Here is a 20,481-nt window from a genome sequence, read left to right as displayed (position 1 = left end):
CTACAAAGGAGCGATAAATAGGAAACCCCGACCCAAGGGTCGGGGAATCTTTAGATTCAAAATCGATTCATTAAACATACTTAGACGGTTTGAAACTTGACGTTATTTTTAAAAAATACCTTTCAATAACATGCTAATGCTATTTGTTTGTGTTTAGAAACTAATATCAATAAATTATGGTAATTTAGTTTCATAATTATAGTTACGCACAATTGTAGTTCTTGGCGCTATGGTCTGACAAAAAAATGAAGTCTAGCGATGCTGCAGTATATAAAAATAAACGAACATTCTAAAGTTCCGAAATACAAACAGATCATCAATGCCATTCTCAACGCTATTGAAAATGGAAACCTAAAGGTAGACACCAAATTGCCTTCGGTAAACGAACTTTTAATTGAGTTCGATATTTCGCGGGATACAGTGGTACGGGCTTACGATTATTTAAAAGAAAAGGGGCTTATCGTTTCCGTTCCGGGTAAAGGATTTTACATAAAAAAAACGGGACTGGTCTTAAAAGCGAAAGTCTTTTTGTTATTCAACAAATTAAGTACCCACAAGAAAATTATCTACGATGCTTTTTACAAAGCCTTGGGCGAGAACGCAACCATCGACTTTTTTATTTACGAAAACGACTATCGCCATTTTAAAGACTTAATCCTTAAAAGCAAGGAACGCGATTATACGCATTATGTCATTATTGCTCATTTTGAAGAGGGCGGCGAGGATCTTATCGGTTTCATTAAAAAGCATATTCCGTCCGAGAAGCTCATTGTACTCGATAAGAAAATTGAGGGTATCGATAATAACATCGCATGTGTGTATCAAGATTTTGATACTAATATTTATGATGCGCTAACCGAGTTAAATCCGCTCTTAAAAAAGTATCAAAAAATAAAGCTGCTTTTCAAAAGAAAAACCTATCACCCTCTAGAAATAAAAAAAGGGTTTGTGCGCTTCTGCGGAGAATTTGCCTACGATTCTGAAATAATAGAAGATATTGAACACAGGGAAATTGAACCAAACACCGCCTACATTAACTTGAAGGAAGATGATCTTGTAGTACTCATAAAAAAAATAAAAAACACTTCGTTCGTTTTGGGTAAAGATGTGGGTATTATCTCCTATAATGACACGCCTTTAAAAGAAATTTTGCTCAACGGAATTACCGTAATTTCTACCGATTTTGAAAAACTGGGAGTCCAAACCGCCCATATTATCCAAAAAAAAGAGCACCTACAGTTCAATAATCCTTTCTACGTTATTCCCAGAAATTCGCTTTAAAACCCAACAAAATTTTTGTATTTCTACTGATCCTGTGAACACTAGAACAACCAACTAATTCCGTAAATCAACATAGATTTCCCTTGATTATTTTAACGCCTGTTACCAAGTATCGCTATAAAGGTAACCAACACCTGGGTCAATCGATTGATCGGCGATACCCAACCCGATGTAAAAGAAAAAATAACATTTACAACAATGCCTTTTTATACCCAAGAATCAGCGCTTTTGCCATCCGGGCTATTGGGACCTGTACATCTTTTTGCCCAATCCCAAAACTAATTCAATTCACTTAAAATGGAATTTATTTTACTCAAACAGAACAGTACGGCACAGTACCTTTATAGCAAAGTGCTATTTTTGAACTTAAATATTTTTATCTATGAATAGTAGTACAAAAACTTTCAAAAACGTGAGTTATCTATGGGACGACGACCATGCGGCCCGTTTGGGCGACGATGAAGTGGCTCTTTTTCTATACCGATCAAATATTCTGGGGCAGGATTTACGCATCACCAACTATGGAGGTGGTAATACCAGTTGTAAAACCATTGAAAAAGATCCCCTCACCAACGCAGCGGTAGAGGTCATGTGGGTAAAAGGTTCGGGCGGCGACATTGGAACGCTTACCCGTGCGGGGATTGCCGGACTTTATACAGCGCGACTTCGGAATTTAAAAAAAGTGTACCAGGGCTTGCATGATGAAGACCGAATGGTGGGACTTTTTAATCATTGTATTTATGATTTGGACAGTAAAGCGCCTTCCATAGACACCCCCTTGCACGGGTTACTGCCTTTTAAGCATATAGATCACCTGCACCCCGATGCGCTTATTGCCGTGGCGGCCGCCAAAGACAGCGAAAAAGTAACCAAAGAAATTTGGGGCAACACCATGGGCTGGGTTCCCTGGCAACGGCCCGGTTTTGATTTGGGACTACAACTGGAAAAATGCCTGAACGACAATCCCGGAATACGAGGTATTGTGCTTGGCAGCCATGGCCTTTTTACCTGGGGAGACACCTCCTACGAATGTTATATGAATAGCTTAGAGGTTATTGAAATGGCTTCGGAATACATTGCGAAAAAAATCAAGGAAAAGGGAAGTGTTTTTGGCGGACAAAAAGTTGAGAGTCTTCCTAAAAAAGAACGTTTGAAAAAAGCGGCGCAATTAATGCCTTTGCTTAGAGGGCTATGCTCTTCCGAAAAACGAATGATCGGTCATTTTACCGATACCGATGTGGTACTTGAGTTTATCAATAGTCAAGACTTGGCTCGGTTAGCCCCTATGGGAACTTCCTGCCCGGATCACTTTTTGCGCACCAAGATACAACCGCTGGTACTGCAGTTAGATGCTACGACTGACGTTTCGGATTCGGATGCCATACTAAACGTCTTGCGCCCGGCATTCGAGACCTATCGGAATGAATACAAAGCTTATTACGAAAATTGCAAACACGCCGACAGTCCCGCCATGCGAGACCCTAATCCGGTGATTATCATCTATCCCGGCGTAGGAATGTTCAGCTTTTCTAAGGACAAACAAACGACCCGCGTAACCAGTGAGTTTTATATAAATGCCATCAACGTTATGCGCGGCGCAGAGGCTATTTCTGCCTATACGTCCCTCCCCAGACAAGAAGCCTTTGATATTGAATATTGGCTCTTAGAAGAGGCCAAATTGCAACGCATGCCCAAAGAGAAGGCCCTTTCCAGAAAAGTAGCACTGATCACAGGTGCCGGCGGCGGTATAGGAAAGGCGATAGCCGATAAGCTCGCCGAAGAAGGTGCCAATGTGGTGCTTACGGATATTGCTGAAGATCGACTAAAGGAAGCCGTAAATACCTATAAGCGCGATGTTGCTACGTATGCCGTTTGCGATGTAACGCAGACCAACTCAGTCCAAGCAGCTTATGAAATAGCTTGCTTAGAATTCGGTGGTGTTGATATTATAGTGCATAGTGCCGGTTTAGCCATATCTAAACCCTTGGAAGAAACCACCGAAAAAGATTGGGATTTGCTACAAAACGTACTCGTTAAAGGGCAGTTTGAACTTGCAAAGCAAGGTGTTGCTATTTTAAAAAAACAAGATTTGGGAGGCGATTTCATAAGTATTGCCAGCAAGAACGGCTTGGTGTCCGGCCCTAATAACGTGGCTTACGGTACGGCAAAGGCGGCGCAACAACACATGGCGCGCTTGTTGGCGGCAGAATTAGGCGTTGATAAAATTAGAGTGAATACCGTGAATCCGGACGGGGTCATCGTTGGTAGCAAAATTTGGGAAGGAAGCTGGGCCGAAGGTCGTGCTAAGGCCTACGGAATTAACGTAGACGATTTGCCGGCCTATTACGCTAAAAGAAACCTTCTGAATGAGATTATTTACCCCGAAGATATTGCCAACGGCGTTTTTGCATTAGTAGGCATTTTAGACAAAACTACCGGAAACATTATTAATGTAGATGGGGGCATGGCTAACGCCTTTGTACGATAAGTTGTTTCGTTTTTTTTCAAGGAAACCTTCCATGAATCAAGCTTGGTTCATGGGGGTTTTTTAATAAAAATTTCTTGGGATTTTTTTTATTTTATCGCACCCAACTGAAAAAAAGAAGGTATAAAATGGAGGTTGTAAGGCGCATCCATGAATTATTTAGATTAAATTACCACTATGAAGTTACATATAGACCACATCCAAAAAATCAACCGTGAGGATCTAGAGGATCACAATAGAAGGTTTGGCTTTTTGGCCGATACCTTGCACAAGCAGGGATTTCACGTAGCCGATATCATTGGCAAGCTGGCTCATTTTCAAGTCGCCATTCCCAGTTGGGCTTTAGGTGCCGGCGGCACCCGATTTGGCCGATTTTCCTTTCACGGAGAACCGGCTAGTTTAGAACAAAAAATAGACGATGTGGGTCTATTGCATGCGCTAACGCAAACGGCGGGTGCTATTTCGCTGCACATTCCATGGGACATACCTCAAGATTTTTCCGCCATAAAAGAACGAGCTGCATCGCATCATCTGTTGTTTGATGCGGTAAACTCCAATACCTTTCAGGATCAGAAAAACCAAAAAGAAAGTTATAAATACGGTTCCTTGAGCCATGGGGATGCCGCTGTTAGAGCACAGGCTATTCAGCATAATATAGATGTAATCCGTATTGGCGAACAGTTGGGCTCTAAAAGTGTAACCGTTTGGTTGGCCGATGGCTCCAATTTTCCCGGTCAGCACAATTTTCAGGTAGCCTTACAACATACTCAGGATAGTTTGAAAAAAATTTACGGTGCGCTGCCTACCGATTGGAAACTCTTTATAGAATATAAACCGTACGAGCCCCATTTTTACAGCACGGTAATACAAGACTGGGGCACTTCTTTTATGTTGGCCAATGCCTGTGGCGAAAAGGCATACACTTTGGTAGATTTAGGTCATCATTTACCCAATACCAATATAGAGCAGATTGTGGCTACCTTAATGTTAAAAGGCAAACTGGGGGGATTCCACTTTAATGATAGCAAATATGGGGATGACGATGTTACTACAGGCAGTATAAAACCCTATGCCCTTTTTCTTATTTTTAATGAATTGGTGTATGGCATGGAAAACAATCCACAAAATCCCTATCCGGCGTGGATGATCGACGCCAGTCATAATAGCAAGGATCCCTTAGAGGATTTGATGCAATCTTTGGAGGCCATCCAAGAAGCATACGCCAAAGCATTATTAGTAGATCAACTGCAATTGAAAACGGCGCAACAGGAAAACGATGTGGTTCAATGTCAGGAAATCCTGCAAAACGCCTATAGAACCGATGTGCGCCCCTTATTAGAACGAGCCCGATTGGAAAGGGGGGCTGCGTTACAACCCTTAAAAGCTTATCGTTTCTTAAAGGTGCGGGAACAATTGATCAAAGAACGGGGAAAAGATACAGTGGCCACTGGCTTGTAATCTATTTGGGATGAAGAAAAAAGTAACCGCAATTTTTGATATTGGGCGCACCAATAAGAAGTTTTTTCTTTTTGATGCTGCTTTCCAAGAAGTATATCGGGAGTATGCTCATTTTGATGAGATTGCCGATGAGGATGGTTATCCCACCGAAAATATAAGAGCGTTAGAGGAGTGGACCAAAGAAGTATTTTACCGTATGTTGGCGCTACCGGATTATGATATAGTATCCCTTAATTTTTCTTGCTACGGTGCCAGTATGGTGCATATTGATGGAAGCGGACAAGTACTGACTCCGCTGTACAATTATATGAAGCCATTGGCAGCAAAGGTATCCGATTCCTTTTATGCCGAATATGGCCCGGAATCGGAGATATCGAGGATTACAGGGTCGCCAAAATTAGGGATGCTCAATACGGGAATGCAATTGTATTGGCTAAAGAAAACAAAGCCCGAAACCTTTAAAAAGATAACATACGCTTTACACCTGCCCCAATACCTCAGCTATCTGTTCACAGGCTTTCCGGTAAGCGAATATACCAGTATCGGGTGCCATACGCTATTATGGGATTACGAAAAAAAAGCCTACCATGATTGGGTGCAGCAGGAAAAAATAGATCGCGTATTGCCTCCTGTTGTTCCCACCAACACTACGTTTGACATCGTAATAAACGGAAAAAGCATCAAAATAGGGATCGGCATACACGATAGCTCGTCGGCTCTTGTGCCTTACGTACGAAGCCAGTCCAAGCCGTTTGTGTTGGTATCCACCGGCACTTGGAGCATTTCCATCAATCCGTTTACCCAAGAACCTTTGTCCAAGGAAGACATAGGGCGCGGAAGCCTTTACAATATGCAGGTTAACGGTAGTCCCGCAAAAGCATCCCGCTTATTCCTTGGCAATGAGCACCAACTTCAGGTAAAAGTATTGTCCGCCCATTTCAATGTACCCGAAACATACCATCGCAGTGTAAAATTCGATCCAACCGTTTTTTTTGAACTTCAAAAGGACTTTCAGCCAATGTTTAAATGGAAAAGCATTGCCAATGCGTATCCTATTCCGAAAACCCGCATCCCTTTTGACACATTTGAACATGCCTACCATCAATTGGTCTACGAGCTGGTGCTGTTGCAACTAAAAAGTATTGAAGCCGTTATAGGCGATGAACCCATAGATCGACTTTTTGTGGATGGTGGTTTTAGTGATAATGAATTATACATGCAACTGCTGGCGCATTTTTTTGATCCCCTAAAAATACAGACCACGAATGCAGCCATCGGTTCAGCCTTAGGAGCCGCCATTGTTATTTCGCCATCGAAACTGAATCCCGATTTTCTGGAAAAAAATTATGCTTTAAAAGAATTGTCCGTCCTTAAAACCAACTAAATTATGTCCTCTCAAATTAATTCGAAGTACCCCTCTGTTGACGATTTACGTAAAAAGGCACGAAAGCGGGTGCCTCGCTTTGCCTTTGAATATTTAGATGGAGGTTGCAATGAAGATGTGAATTTGATGCGAAATACGGCCGATATTCGAGAAATACAGCTACAGCCTCGGTATCTTCAAAATTATGGCAACAGCACCACCAAAACTTCGGTTTTAGGGATGGAATTCGACGCTCCCTTTGGTATTGCTCCTGTTGGACTTCAGGGTCTCATGTGGCCCAATTCGCCGGAAATTTTGGCAAAGGCAGCCCATCGGCACAATATCCCTTTTATTTTGAGTACAGTGACCACCATGAACATAGAACGGGCCAGTGAACTTACCGAAGGCAACGCTTGGTTTCAGTTGTACAATCCGGTGGATGACGCCATCCGTACAGATATCATAAAACGAGCCGCGGCAGCGCAATGTCCCGTTTTGGTGTTATTGTGCGATGTACCCACTTTTGGGTATCGCCCAAGAGACATTCGTAACGGCCTTGCACTACCTCCAAAAATGTCGCTCACAAACATCCTACAAATACTTGGAAAACCGGTATGGGCCTACCAAACCCTAAAGCACGGCCAACCCACCTTTGAAACGCTAAAACCTTATACCCCTAAAGGACTCAATTTAAAACAATTAGGGCAGTTTATGGACACTACTTTTTCAGGACGCTTAAATGAGGAACTGATAAAGCCCATTCGAGATCAATGGAAAGGAAAACTGGTCTTGAAGGGCGTGGCATCGGAACAGGACACTCAAGATGCTATTAAAATGGGATTCGACGGTATTATTGTATCTAACCATGGAGGACGGCAATTGGATGCCGCCGAATCTACTATAAACTCCCTGCAAGACATCGCCAAAAAATATGGAGATCAGATAGAAATAATGATAGACAGTGGTCTCCGATCCGGACCGGACATTGCCCGCTGTATGGCTAGTGGTGCCAAGTTTACCTTTATGGGCCGTTCCTTCTTATACGGTACTGCCGCTTTAGGTGCCAAAGGCGGCGACCATACCATTGCAATTTTAAAACGACAGTTTAAACAAGTCATGGATCAACTGTGCTGTATGCGTGTAGAAGACCTTCCAAATCATTTACTATCCAAATAAACCCTATACATGAGCCAATATAATATAGACGAAGAAGTAACAGAACTTGCAGGCGGGGAATTTGAAAGAACGCCGGTACCTACCTCCAAATTAAAAGGATGGCAAAGTTTTCTGGGAATGTATGCCGGAGAACATGCGGCCGGTACGGAATTCGTGATTGGCCCGCTATTTTTAACGGCAGGAGTAAGTGCTTTTGATTTAATTATTGGACTACTTTTAGGGAACCTTCTTGCGGTGTTAACCTGGCGCTTTCTTACCGCAGAAATTGCTGTGAAACACAGGTTGACACTCTACTACCAATTAGAGAAAATCTGCGGTAAAAAATTGGTCATTGGATATAACTTGGCCAATGGTATTTTGTTTTGTTTTTTGGCAGGTGCCATGATTACGGTATCGGCTACGGCTGTGGGTATCCCTTTTAATATGGAAATGCCTAAACTTACAGATACCATGCCCAATGGTATGGTTTGGGTTTTGATCGTAATCGCCGTTGGGGCGGTCATTTCTCTGGTTGCCTCTAAGGGCTACGACACCGTCTCTAAAGCGGCGAACTGGATGTCGCCCGTAATCGTATTGGCGTTTCTAGCCTGTGGCATCGTTGCCTTGCAACAACTCGGCGTCCATAGTTTTGCTGATTTTTGGGCTATTTGGGGCGAAGGTTCGGAACCTTTTCCCGGACAGTTAAAATATACGTTTTGGCATGTGGTCATTTGGTCCTGGTTTGCCAATGCAGCGATGCACATCGGCATGTCTGATCTTTCAGTATTCCGTTTTGCCAAAAAAGCAAGTTCCGGTTGGACCACCGCCGCCGGAATGTATGTAGGACATTATATGGCTTGGATTGCGGCGGCCTTGCTCTATGCGGTATATTTGAAATCGCCGGAAGCTCAGGCATTTTTAGCCAATGGCGAAGCTCCGTCGGTAGCACCCGGGCCTTTGGCGCATAATGCTATTGGTATTTTTGGAATTATCGCTGTCGTCTTAGCCGGATGGACTACAGCGAACCCCACCATATACCGGGCAGGATTGGCGTTTCAGGCAGTGATTCCGAAAGTATCCACCTTTTGGGTTACTTTAATCGCCGGTGGCATAGCTACTATAGCCGGATTATTCCCGGCCTTTGCCATGAAACTATTAGATTTTGTAGCCCTATATGGCTTTATTTTGGCTCCATTTGGCGCTATCATTGTCTTTGAACATTTCTTTGCGGAAAAAGTAGGAATACTACCAAACTATGCTGAAAAAGCAAACCTAAACTATAATAAAGCCGTGCTTTATGCTTGGGCGATAAGCTTTGGATTATTCTATTTTATATCGATCCAATTTAACGTTTTTCTTTCGTTTGTAACACTACCGGCATGGCTCTTATGTGGGATATTGTTTTTGATTTTTAGTCGGAAAAATCAAGGAAAACCCTAAAACTTGTTACCCTCCATTACTAAAATCTACCATACAAAGCAATAACAGATTTTCCTTTTTTGTAGGAATCAAAAGTGTACCTCTATGATCCTTAAATTTTACAATTGAAAAAAAATTGGCAAATCATCCAAAGAAGCCTAAGTTTACACCAAGGGTTAAGATATATCTATAACGCATCTCTTGCCTGAGGACGAAGCAAGATACTCGATAACGTGTATGCCGTTTGCTATTCTTTTCGCATCATTTTTATGGAAAATCCTCCGAGCACTATGATGAGGATTCCCATTATAGCCCACAACCATAGCTTATTTTCAAAAAGGGGTGCCGTCTTTTGCCCGTTTCCTTTCTCAATTTTCAATTCGCTACCTAGCGTTAAAACCTTTACACTGTCCGGTACATTGTCCCTAAATCGTGCAATGTCATATTGGGGTTTTGCCGCATTTTTATTCCCGTAGGTTAAAAAATAGGTGCCCTGTTCTGTAAAACGCGCAACCACCTCATGTACATAGCCTTTAAGTACTACATCGTCTATCGTTAAGGGCTGATTGTCTTGATTTTGAATGACTATTTTAAGTCTTTGCAGGGTGGTGCTATTACATTTAAACTCATTTTCATCAAGCGAATTTAGAGTTCCGGAGGCTAACGTTTTGTAATTGTACCTCCAGCCTTGCTCTGTCTTGATGCTGTCGGTAAGATACTTTAGGGTTGTTGACCGATAATAGTCGAACGAATCTTTCACATTAATTTTTATACGGCTCAGCGGAACAGGTATTTGTAATTCCACATCAATTTCAGTTTGTTTGGTTTCTCTATTGTTGGTTACTTTCAATTTTCGATGGGCAAACGTTCTAAATGTGCCGTCTGTAACATCATGCCGGGCAATACGGGCAGCGGTCAGCACCGGTTTTTGGTTGCTTTCAATACGTAGTCTAAAAAAACGGTATTTTGAGTTTTGAAATGCCAAGGTAGTGAACTGAAAGTCCGTGATTTCGTTTTTTATGGATAAGATTCGGTAGTTTTCCAAAACGGTAAACCAGTCTTTTTGGTTCTGACTTCCTTCTAATTTAATTTGCCAATCAAAATTAGGTTGGTTAAAATCGAGCGCAATTTGGTTGATGGCTTCTGAAGTCGGAATTTCAAAAGTGACATAATAACCTTGCGTATTATGCGAGGTGTTCAGGGTGCTAAAGGCAACTTCCTTCTGCACTACATTTTCCGATGCAACTCGAAGAAAATAAGGGGTTTCAATGGTGTCTTTATCTGTTGTAATACCGAAGATTCTGAGGTCTGTTCCAGCATCGGTAATTTTTCCGAAAACCTCATCGGGCAGAATCAATGTATGCCATTGTTCTGAGACCCCTTTAAGTTCGCGTTTAAAGTTGTACTGCCCTATTTGTCCGTAAGCAAAAGCGCTCATAAAAAGTAGCAGCATGCTGATGTGTTTAGGTATCGCCTTCATGATCCGATATTACGTGCTTGTACTTTGTATATAAAAATGAGATGACCAAAAGCAATAGCCCTAAAGACACAAAAACGATGGTTTTCGCAATGGTGTTTAGGTGCGATATGTCATAGAAAAACAATTTTACCAAGGTAATACCAAACAAAACGATTGCTCCTATGCGCACAGGCTTGTTATTCTTCCATATTCCAAAAGCAATTAGGAAAAGGGAATATAGACCCCATAAAATGCTTAATCCCAGTTTATACGATTGTTCCGAATTAAAAATATCCATCCAATGTATGAGTTCACTACTCGCAATCCACAAAATCGTGCTATGCAACAGGAGTTCAAAACCAATTTTAAAGGTATTCTTTTGAAAATCTTGTGTGATGTGTTTATAGCATGCATAGAGCGCTAATGCCACAAATGAAAATGAAATATAGCGCATCCATAGGTTACTAATTCCTCTTTGGTAATAGTGCGCTAAGGTTTGTGCTAGATAGCTTTCACGAAGCTCACTTAGTTGATATAGGCCTTGTACTAAAAAAGTACAGAGTACCAACAGGATTAAACCAAGATTTATCACGCCAAACGTCCTACTTTTAAATTTTATTAGATTGGCAAAAGAAAGTATCGACACAAAAAGCAGGGAATAATTGAGGATCCAAATGGTCTTTAATCGGTGTAGGTCGTCATTCCAATAGGTCGTTGCAAATTCCTGATTTTCCTCATTAATTTTAAGGATCGAATCGCTAAAGAGTTGATTCCAGTACGATGCTATTTCCAACCGAAAGGCATAGTAGATGGTAACAATGAGAATAGCCGGAATACTAAAAGATATCAATTTTGAAATTGTCCTTTGCGGTGCATACGCGGGGACATAGTTCTTATTTTGATGCAGTAGATTGATAAACACAAATGCGGCAATGAATAGTAAGGAGCTCAAGAAATGTACATTGAGTAAGGGCGTAATTCTTGCTTCCGAACCTTGGGTATAATAGGCATTATACGCAGAATCCCAGTCTTGCAGAATGCTAAAAAAAGCCAAAAACAGTAAGGGATACGAAAGCTTTTCGTAGAACGAAACATTTTTTGTTCTTCCGATCCAAAATAAAAGAGCCGCCTCACCTGCCCACAGCAACGTAACCCAATTGCCGTTTAACTGAACCGGAATCGCTATGGTAACAAAAATAAGCACCATGCCTGCAATGAGATAATGAATATTTTTGTCGGCCAGTTTTTTACGATAAATGAGCACACTCACTATAAAATGGACCATAGCATTACACAACGTAAATACACCTAATAGCTGCCCCGCCGTTTGATGCCCATCGAGAATAGTGTATCCAATTCCATAAAAAAGAAAGGAATTAAGTACTAACAGCGCAATATCACTACCCACAAACTTTTCCTTTTGAAGTAGTTTATACGCCAGAAAAATAAGGTAGAATAGGGTAAAGTATATAGAAATAAATACCAAAGCAAGAACAAAATGCTCGGAAGTTTGGTATTTAAAAATATACCAGGACAAGAAAATGAGCCAGGTTAGGACGAAGGAAACATAGTACAGCGGTTTCCAATATTTTTTAAAGGCAATGGCAAGAATGCCCATATTTAACATGGCCATATACGAAAAAAGAATTGCCACGTTCCCACTGCTTTCGCTTAATAGAAAGGGAACTGCATAAGCACCTACAAGTCCTATATGCGCTATTAGTTGCCGGTTATAGCTTATAGCTGCAATTACCGTGAATATGGTAAAAACGAGCATAAGGACGAATGCCATAATCTGGGGGATTAACGCATATAACCCATAGGCAAAATACGTAATAAAATACATAATAGCCATAGCACCACTTACCAAAACGGCACTATAATTTTCATAGTCTCGTTTTAGCTTTAATCCAACACCTAACAACCCTAAACCAAACAGATAGCCTATAATAATCCGTGTTAATGGACTTATTAGATCATTTTCTATAGAATATTTAGCACCAATGCCAACCCCAATTACGGTAATAGCAATTCCTATTTTGTTAATTAAGTTTTCGCCAATAAATTTTTCTAAGTTCGATTTTCCTTTAGGAGGTTTATTTAAAGTAGAATCGGGTTGAAGCATGCGCTCTTCCTTGATTTGATGCTGCAATGAACCGACCTCAGCCCTTGCACTTGCTTTTTGGGTGGCGAAGTACGTTTCGCTACTTGGTATATTGGTTTCAATTTCTACTTTTTCTGCAGCACTGATTGGTGTTGGATTTTTGAGGCTATTCAATTCCGATCGCAGCAGGTGTATTTCTCTTGAAAAGTCGTCCTGTTTTTTCACAAGTACCGCTATCCTTTCAAGAAGTTGGTCTATTTTTTCGTTTGGTTCAGCCATAGTGTAAAGGTCTTAAAGCCCTTCTTAGTAACGCTTTAAAGTTCATATAATTATGTACCCCGTAATGTAGCTGCCAAGAATAGAACGCAAAGACTCCACTTACAAGGATATGCAAATGGCTCGCGTGGTTTGGCAATCTATGAACCGGTATTCCTTCAACGTTATGCCATGCTTATTGGCACAGATTATAAATTCGTGGCGGAAAGCCTACTTACTATATGGTTACTGAGCTCCAATTCTCTCCTTTTTTTATCCTGTGAATCTGGGTATCAGACACACCAAAGCGCTTGGCAATCATATTAATTCTGGTTCGGTTGTTTTTTAATTGGCGTTTGATGATTTTCACTTTTCCCTCGTTCAATTTACCAATATTTTTATTTCTTTTTTTAATGATTCCTTCCCAATTTGGATTGTTAAATTGGTGAAGTTCTTTTTCTCTCTTGGTTGCCCATTTTAGGTTTTCTAGCCGATTGTCGGTTTTGTCATAATTTAGATGGATGACATAAACTCCGTCATTCCGTTCAAGGAAATGTTCAGCTACAAGTTTATGAACGTATCTGCTGGTAGATTTTCCGTTCATTTTTTGTTTTAATGGAAGGTTTTGGTATCCATTAATGAACGACTTTTTAACCAAAAATTCCGTTTCGCCTTTACAGTTTAAAATTCGTCCGTAATTTGAGATTTTAAACTTTTCATTTTCTGCAATTCCATCATCAAATTGAACTTTCTTCCATTGTTCATTCCAATAGTTTCTCATTGTTCTAACTGTTTTATTTGAAATTAGTACCAACGTGTTTGCGTAGCGCAAACGCAAGGCGTTTTACCCAGAGTCTGACACCTGTCTATTTGTTCATATAGGACACCGTGCCAGATCATCTCCCATTACACGGTAATTTAAACATAATATACAAAAATAACGCATTCTTTTCAAATTAGTAGGGCCAACATTAAATTGGTTAACCCTGCAATCCACCCCAATAGAGACCTTCATCATTACAATGATTATTCCGCCCCTGTGTCCATCGTTGCTTTGCTGTCCCTGGTTTGTACTCGTGTGCAAATCACTTTTGCACCCTTCTAATCTACAAAGAACAGAACGTTCATTTTACCACTTTCCTGTCCTACGAAGCACAGCCTGTCACGTTCAAGCGGGAAAACCCATGCTTGCGTATAAGTGATGTTGGGCGTAGGTTTTCTATAGGAAATCAATTTCGATACCGTCATATTTTGCAATGAGTTCGGGTAAAGTCATTGTTTCAATTTGTAATTCTTTGCAAATGGCAGGAATTTTCTTGAAAAGTTTATTGTCGTTACTGATTTCCGTTTCTTCTGTCACGAGGACAACCCTTTCACCATCCTTAATAAGATTCAAGCAAAGTGGCTATTTGCTTCATATCTGCATCATTCAGAAATGAATTTTTTTGATTTTCAAATTCAGTATCAGAAAGTTTCTTTTGCCGCCTTACAACTGTATTCACAAATTGATTTTCAACTTGTCGTAAAAATTTTGCTGGTGAAGGGGCAAGTAATGAGTCGGTCTTATACGGGACTTTTGAAGATTTTAAAAATGTCTTATCGTTAAGATAATCAAGAGTTGTAAGCACAATCCCCTTGGAGTTGTATGTGCATTCTTGAAAAACTTTATCAATGATTATTATTTCACCTTTTTCTATTTTGGTTTTAAAGAAGTTAAAGGCATCGTGCTTTTATTCTTCATTCTGTTGTTTCTCAAAGTAAAGTTCCGGTAAAACAATTTTCACCTCGTGTTCTGCTCCTTCTTTTAACCAGTAAACGATGAAGTTCACTTTCACACTTTTCAGCATATAATTCTTCTCCTTTAAGCTCTCAATTTGTCTCAAAAAGAGCTGTGAAAACTTCAAAACTGATTGACCGTGCAGGTTCAAACATTCATCACCGTTCAAAGTCAATACATTCCCACTCATGAGTTGAGAAATTAAATGTTGTCTATTTACGAAGTAGTCAAGCCAAACATCTTTGTAGGTTAAATGCATTACCAACTCTTTTGGTGGTAGGTAAATTTCACTATCCTCAATTCGTTCTAAATTTTCTGCGGAAAGTTTGTCAAGAAAGTTTGAGTTAATATGTACTGTCAAATTCTGTTTTGCTCTTGTCATGGCAACATACAACTGTCTCTTGGCTTCATCCGTTGCAGGATTAAAATTTTCAAGCATCAGGAAAACATTGTCAAACTCTTTACCCTTTGCTTTATGAATGGTTGAAACGAAAATTGTTTCACCATTCTCGTTGAAAAAATCTTCAAGTTTGGATTCGCGAATGAAAACCTCCAAATCAGATTTGTATTTCTTCTTTGGATTGGTCGCTTCAAAATCCTTAATGATGTTCGTACATACTTCCAACTTTGTGCTGTTGCGAAACTTATTTATCAATTCCCGTTTAGCATTTGCCCAAACATCATTACTGATTATGAAAACATCGTCAGCTAAATTCAGTTGACTCAAAAAGAATCTGACTTCCGAAAGGTTATACAAACTGAAACCGTCATTTGTCTGAATCAACCTCGCTTGCATTTCGTTTTTCAAAAGCAATCCTGTGATTTGAAGTGCTTCTTCATTTGTTTTTGTAAGTACACAAGTAGTGCCTGTAAGCTCGGTTGTATGCAAGTCATGTACAAGCGGAGTAATGAGATTCCCGCTTTGATATCGAACCAGTTTTATTTTTCCATTGTCGGTTTGTTTGGCAATAATTGGAATGTCTTTTAAACGGTGATGGATTCTTGTTACATACTGATTTGTAAAATCAACAAGATTGCTTTTGCTTCTGTAATTCTCAACTAGCTCATGTTTGACCGCCTTGTTCACCTGAATAAACTGCTCAAGATATTTTGAACTTGCTCCTCTGAATTCATAAATATTCTGGTCGTCATCACCAACTGCAATTACTCGCATTTCTTCGTTCTGTTCCATCAAGGCATTTATTAAGTTGAACTCATCTTCATCCATGTCCTGTGCTTCGTCAATCACCAAAACGGTTTTTGTAATTCGACTTGGCTCAACTTCTCTACTCTTAATTTTATCAATCGTTTTTCTCAAAATTTCATCTGACTTTTCCAAGCTGCCAACCTTCCCCAATAAGTCAAAGCAATAGGAATGAAAGGTTTTTATTTCGATATAATTTGCTGCATTGCCAATTAGTTTAAGCAAACGTTTTTTGAATTCTGTTGCTGCCGCTCTTGAAAAAGTCACCATAAGCAACTGCTCATGTTTTACATCTTCCATCAAAAGCAATGAAGCAAGTTTGTGAACCAACACTCTTGTCTTCCCGCTTCCAGGCCCAGCAGCTACAACAATGTGTTTTGTTTCATTGTCATTTATGATTTTCAATTGCGTTGGCGAAAGTTCTCCGAAAAGCTGTCTGAACTTGGCAGGTGTTAAGTTGCGTTTGATTTCATTCTGACGGCTGCCTTTGAAATATTTATTGAGAAACGATTGATAGTTGAGTTGAAAATAATCTTCTACAAATTGTAAAGCATCTTTGTAGTCACTTATCATTTTCTTGGCATACTCACCAACAATATGAATTTGTTGAACCTTGTTTTCGTAAAACTGATTCAGCTTTTGATAATCTTCAACTTTATAGCGTTTTTTGTTGTCCTGCTCAACTCGTTCAATAGTAAGTCGGTTATAAACAACAAGAAACCCACCTTCAATTTTGATTGCCTCAATCCTTGAAAGATAAAAGAGGGTATCCTCAACATCATCGATACCAATTTCAAGCTTGAAAAGACTTTGGTGGTTTTCATAAGCTGTTTTTAATTCATGAACTGAAAACTCAACTAATACTTCTTCTTTTTCAACTTCATCTTCAGTTACATTCAAATTACTTTTCTCATGAAGAAATTCTATAATGAACTTTGCCAACTCGTGCCGCTTCTCTAATTTCTCTTTCAGCAAAGCCCTCGGATGAAGCGAAATAGCAGCAATATGGTTCTTTGAGTATTGAAGGTTTTGTCGCTTAATCCAATTCTTGATTACCCAAAAATTGATGACAGTTTTAATCTTATTTGGAGATACATCATCACAACTTTTCTGTTCGGCTTCCTCATTCAATTCTTTGACGTGAAATGTTTTTTCCTGTTCCTCAAAAACTGATAAAAGAAAATTTTCAATTTTGCCGAATGATTCAACGATATTGAGAGAGCGATTTTTGTTTTCACCCTTCTTGATGAAGGCAGTCAAATCTTTTGCATCAGCCAGAATCTTTTCCTCACGAAGAAGATTGACAATGTTTATCACTTCTTCTTTCACAATTCCCAGATGATCGCTGATGTAATCAATTCTTGATTCAGCAGGATCTTCACTTGACTGCTTTCTGCTTTTGCTTGAAAAAAGTTTCTTGATGATTCGGATACCTTTTTCTTTCTGCTTTTCCTCAAATCTTTCCGAAGCGTTGATTTTGTCAATGGCTTCTTGTGCATTCTTTGAGAGGATACTGTTGGCGAAAATTCTCGGCATATTTTGCCCTCGCTTTAAATACCCTGCATCTTCTAAGGCTGCAATAGCTGTTGTTACTCTGGTTTCAATTTCAACCACATTATCGTCCCAGCCTGCTTTTCGTGCAATTTCTAAAGCAGAGTTTGAAACTTTTAATCGGAATCTAGTAATGTCTTTTATCGCTTTCCAGATTTGCTGAATCTCTTTGATTGAAAGTTTCGTTTGGTTCAATAGAATGAAATGTTTACTTAAGTCTTCTTCGTTAAACAATACGAAGCAGTCAGCAACAATATTTTCATCTCTGCCGGCTCTTCCTGCTTCCTGAATGTAGTTTTCAAGTGAATCGGAAATTTCATAATGAATCACCATACCAACGTCTTTTTTGTCAACTCCCATTCCGAAAGCAGAGGTTGCCACCATAATTTGGGTTTCACCGTTGATAAATGAATCTTGATTTTCGGACTTCTCTTGTTTGTCCATCTTTCCATGGTAGGGTTTGGCATTAAAACCATCCTTGGTTAGTCGTTCTGCAAGCAGATAGGCTTTTCTGGTTCTTGAAACATAGATTATAGTCGGACAATTCTTCTCCTCAATCAAATCTCTTGCTGCCTGATATTTTTCTTCCTCGTTCCCCTTTTCAAAAACTTTGTACTGAAGATTTGTCCTTGATGCTTTGGATGTATAAAGCTCAAGGTCGAGAGAAAGCTTTTCTTTGAAGTATTCGTGAATATCTTCAATCACTTTCTGTTTTGCAGTTGCGGTAAAACACGAAACGGGAATGCCATCCTCAAGATTTTTCTTTTCCTGAAGTTGTCTAACGAAATCACCAATATATAGGTAGTCAACTCTAAAATCTTGACCCCATGAAGAAAAACAGTGAGCCTCGTCAATAACAAAACGGACAACTTTTCTACCTAAAATCAATCTCTCAATGGTCTTTGAACGAAGTGATTCAGGCGAGATGTAAAGAATGGTTGCTGAACCATCTTCTACTCGTTCAAAAGATTTAGCTCTTTCAATCGGGTCAAGTAAACCATTTATGGTTACCGCTTCTGTAATCCCTATTTTTTCAAGGTTGTCAACTTGGTCTTTCATCAGAGATTGCAAGGGGGAAATCACAACCGTCAAGCCTTTGGCAGCTTCACCACTCATTAATGCTGGAACTTGAAAGGTAATTGACTTTCCGCCACCAGTCGGAAAAACCGCAAGCATTGATTTGTTGTCAACTGCTGCCTTAACTGCTTTTTCTTGGAGTGGCTCACCTCCGTATGTTCTAAACGAATCAAAGCCAAAAAACCTTTTCAATCCTTTATGAATGTCTAAGGCGTTGTTGCAATACTCACAACCACTCACGCAAGGCTGGTTTCGCAAGCGAAACATGATTCTTTCAACTTCCGGATAATTTTTCAGTACCCAAGGTGGTGTGATTGAATGAATTTTTTTGTGCTCAATGAAAGAGTTTACAAGCGATAAGCAGTAGGCAAGTTCAATTGGGTTTTCTGAAATTATCTTGGAAAGGTCAACTTGTTTGCAAATTTCATTTTCAAATTTTTGGCGAATCAATTTTTCAAGATCCTTGGATTCACTTGTGTATGTTATGAAACGGAAAAAAGAGCGGAACTCTTTTTTATCATTCAGGAGCAAATAGAATATTTGTTTAAGTATTTCGTTTGTTTGTTTAAATGCTGCAATTTCATCATAGAATAAATCTTTTGCTTTGATGGAATCATTCAAAGGATTGTTTGTGTCTTCTGATTGAAGCTTATCGTCTTTCAATAAAGCATGGTAAGGTCTGGTCGGGAAAAGTAAGGGAGAAAGAAACAAGGTGTCAATGACGTTTGTAGAGTTTATTCCAGCATCAGTGATTGCTTTACCAATATACTTTATATCGTGATTAAAAATGTTATGTCCGCAGATGAATCGTGTTCCGTTCAGAAATTGAATGAACCCAGCAACCGAAGTTTTGTGAAAAGAACTTCCATCACCCTTAACACTTCCAATGTCAAGAATCTTTCGGCTCTTTGGCTCAATCTCGGTATCAATGAATGCAATAGAGTTCACGCTCAGTTATTCAGATTCAAATTGTTTATCATTTTTGATGTTTTAACTGTCTTTTTTGCATGTGCCTCAACGGTCAAGTATAAGCGTAGTGCGGGATTAGAAGCACTTCACTTTCCGTTTAGCAATATGTTTGTTTATAGTCAATTCATTTAAATTTAGCACTTTCGCCCGCATTACGTTTATACATTGTTGGGCGTTCGTACTTTTATTTTCCACCCAATTTTCTAATATAGTCCGCAGTTTCTTTAAATTTTGCTTCTTCTGCCATTGACAGAGGTGTCTGTCCATTTTCCATTTTTGCATTAATATCTGCTTTATTGTCAAAAAGTAGTTGCACAAGCTCTGTTTGTCCGTTGTGGGCAGCGGAATGAGCTGGGGTCACATTTTGCATTTGCTTTGCATTCACATCAGCCCCGTTTTTGATAAGAAGTACCGCCATTTCCAAATTTGAAGTCGCACAAGCAGAATGTATTGGGGCAACTTTGAATTGATTATTTGCTGCAATATTAGGGTCAGCCCCTTTTTCAAGAAGTTCTTGGGCTAAATCTAAATGACCAAAAAATGCGGCAAGACCCAATAAGGTAAAACCGTCATTCGAATAGTCATTTAATAATTCAGGTTTTTCTTCCAATAGTTGCTTAACTCTTTCAACTTCACCTAAAGTCGCTGCTTCGAAAATATCGAGGTGAGATTTGTGCCTTCTTATAATTTGAACCGCTTCCATATTTCGACAATATGCAGCAAATTGCAATATTGAAATTCCCTGTTCGGTTTTGCTGTCTGCAAGTGAAGGGTCTTGATCCAGTTTATTTGCTAACTGATTGTTATCACCTATCTTAATTATTTCAATTAGTTCTTTCATTCGTCTGATGTTTTGTATGACGCCCAACGGTCTAGGCTATGCGTAGTGCGGATAAAACAGCGAGTCGTTTCGAGTAAGTCGTA

At 39.7% G+C, this 20,481-nt stretch carries 12 protein-coding genes; 6 read left to right on the top strand and 6 right to left on the bottom strand.

Annotated features, from left to right (window positions below):
• The first annotated feature begins 258 nt into the window (after nt 1–258).
• The 6 genes from U1E44_RS07895 (at nt 259) to U1E44_RS07870 (ending at nt 9,182) form a co-directional block, all read left to right on the top strand.
• Nucleotides 259–1,281 (top strand): GntR family transcriptional regulator, encoded by a 1,023-nt coding sequence (locus tag U1E44_RS07895; protein WP_322930523.1) that lies wholly within the window; start codon nt 259–261, stop codon nt 1,279–1,281.
• Nucleotides 1,282–1,663: 382 nt separating this feature from the next.
• Nucleotides 1,664–3,769: a bifunctional aldolase/short-chain dehydrogenase gene (locus U1E44_RS07890; protein ID WP_322930522.1), complete on the top strand. Its 2,106-nt coding sequence runs from the start codon at nt 1,664–1,666 to the stop codon at nt 3,767–3,769.
• Nucleotides 3,770–3,943: 174 nt separating this feature from the next.
• A complete protein-coding gene (locus U1E44_RS07885) occupies nt 3,944–5,224 on the top strand; it encodes a sugar isomerase (protein ID WP_322930521.1) in 1,281 nt (426 codons plus the stop codon).
• A gap of 10 nt (nt 5,225–5,234) precedes the next feature.
• Nucleotides 5,235–6,608, top strand: coding sequence for an FGGY-family carbohydrate kinase (locus tag U1E44_RS07880; protein ID WP_322930520.1), 1,374 nt, complete (start codon nt 5,235–5,237; stop codon nt 6,606–6,608).
• A 3-nt stretch (nt 6,609–6,611) separates the two neighbouring features.
• Nucleotides 6,612–7,763 carry an alpha-hydroxy acid oxidase gene (locus U1E44_RS07875; RefSeq protein WP_322930519.1) on the top strand — a complete coding sequence of 384 codons (1,152 nt, stop codon included), beginning with the start codon at nt 6,612–6,614 and terminating at the stop codon, nt 7,761–7,763.
• 9 nt (nt 7,764–7,772) lie between these two features.
• On the top strand, nt 7,773–9,182 hold the full coding sequence (locus U1E44_RS07870; protein WP_322930518.1) for a purine-cytosine permease family protein: 1,410 nt from the start codon (nt 7,773–7,775) through the stop codon (nt 9,180–9,182).
• Nucleotides 9,183–9,408: 226 nt separating this feature from the next.
• On the opposite strand, the gene U1E44_RS07865 is transcribed toward U1E44_RS07870, so the two are convergent.
• From U1E44_RS07865 to U1E44_RS07840, 6 genes are all read right to left on the bottom strand, one after another.
• Nucleotides 9,409–10,614 (bottom strand): DUF3999 family protein, encoded by a 1,206-nt coding sequence (locus U1E44_RS07865; RefSeq protein WP_322930517.1) that lies wholly within the window; start codon nt 10,612–10,614, stop codon nt 9,409–9,411.
• Nucleotides 10,615–10,624: 10 nt separating this feature from the next.
• The gene (locus U1E44_RS07860; RefSeq protein WP_322930516.1) at nt 10,625–13,003 is read right to left on the bottom strand and encodes a DUF2339 domain-containing protein; all 2,379 of its coding nucleotides are present in this window, start codon (nt 13,001–13,003) and stop codon (nt 10,625–10,627) included.
• A 214-nt stretch (nt 13,004–13,217) separates the two neighbouring features.
• On the bottom strand, nt 13,218–13,760 hold the full coding sequence (locus U1E44_RS07855; protein ID WP_322930515.1) for an HNH endonuclease: 543 nt from the start codon (nt 13,758–13,760) through the stop codon (nt 13,218–13,220).
• Nucleotides 13,761–14,198: 438 nt separating this feature from the next.
• Nucleotides 14,199–14,375: a DUF4411 family protein gene (locus tag U1E44_RS07850; protein ID WP_322930514.1), complete on the bottom strand. Its 177-nt coding sequence runs from the start codon at nt 14,373–14,375 to the stop codon at nt 14,199–14,201.
• Between the two features lie 334 nt (nt 14,376–14,709).
• Nucleotides 14,710–19,536, bottom strand: a complete 4,827-nt coding sequence (locus tag U1E44_RS07845; protein ID WP_322930513.1) for a RecQ family ATP-dependent DNA helicase — start codon at nt 19,534–19,536, stop codon at nt 14,710–14,712.
• A 205-nt stretch (nt 19,537–19,741) separates the two neighbouring features.
• Complete coding sequence (locus U1E44_RS07840; protein WP_322930512.1) at nt 19,742–20,398, bottom strand: ankyrin repeat domain-containing protein; 657 nt, start codon at nt 20,396–20,398, stop codon at nt 19,742–19,744.
• Nucleotides 20,399–20,481: the final 83 nt, after the last annotated feature.

The sequence above is a fragment of the Aurantibrevibacter litoralis genome, from assembly GCF_034651555.1.
Classification (GTDB): Bacteria; Bacteroidota; Bacteroidia; order Flavobacteriales; family Flavobacteriaceae; genus Aurantibrevibacter; species Aurantibrevibacter litoralis.
The sequence above is the reverse complement of the archived record's forward strand: the minus strand, read 5'-3'. Positions and strand labels throughout refer to the sequence as shown.

Excerpts from the sequence above, each read along its gene's own strand:
- U1E44_RS07880 (WP_322930520.1), top strand. The coding sequence starts at position 5,235 with ATGAAGAAAAAAGTAACCGCAATTTTTGATATTGGGCGCACCAATAAG.
- U1E44_RS07885 (WP_322930521.1), top strand. The coding sequence starts at position 3,944 with ATGAAGTTACATATAGACCACATCCAAAAAATCAACCGTGAGGATCTA.
- U1E44_RS07890 (WP_322930522.1), top strand. The coding sequence starts at position 1,664 with ATGAATAGTAGTACAAAAACTTTCAAAAACGTGAGTTATCTATGGGAC.
- U1E44_RS07870 (WP_322930518.1), top strand. The coding sequence starts at position 7,773 with ATGAGCCAATATAATATAGACGAAGAAGTAACAGAACTTGCAGGCGGG.
- U1E44_RS07855 (WP_322930515.1), bottom strand. The coding sequence starts at position 13,760 with ATGAGAAACTATTGGAATGAACAATGGAAGAAAGTTCAATTTGATGAT.
- U1E44_RS07875 (WP_322930519.1), top strand. The coding sequence starts at position 6,612 with ATGTCCTCTCAAATTAATTCGAAGTACCCCTCTGTTGACGATTTACGT.
- U1E44_RS07840 (WP_322930512.1), bottom strand. The coding sequence starts at position 20,398 with ATGAAAGAACTAATTGAAATAATTAAGATAGGTGATAACAATCAGTTA.
- U1E44_RS07895 (WP_322930523.1), top strand. The coding sequence starts at position 259 with ATGCTGCAGTATATAAAAATAAACGAACATTCTAAAGTTCCGAAATAC.
- U1E44_RS07860 (WP_322930516.1), bottom strand. The coding sequence starts at position 13,003 with ATGGCTGAACCAAACGAAAAAATAGACCAACTTCTTGAAAGGATAGCG.
- U1E44_RS07865 (WP_322930517.1), bottom strand. The coding sequence starts at position 10,614 with ATGCTGCTACTTTTTATGAGCGCTTTTGCTTACGGACAAATAGGGCAG.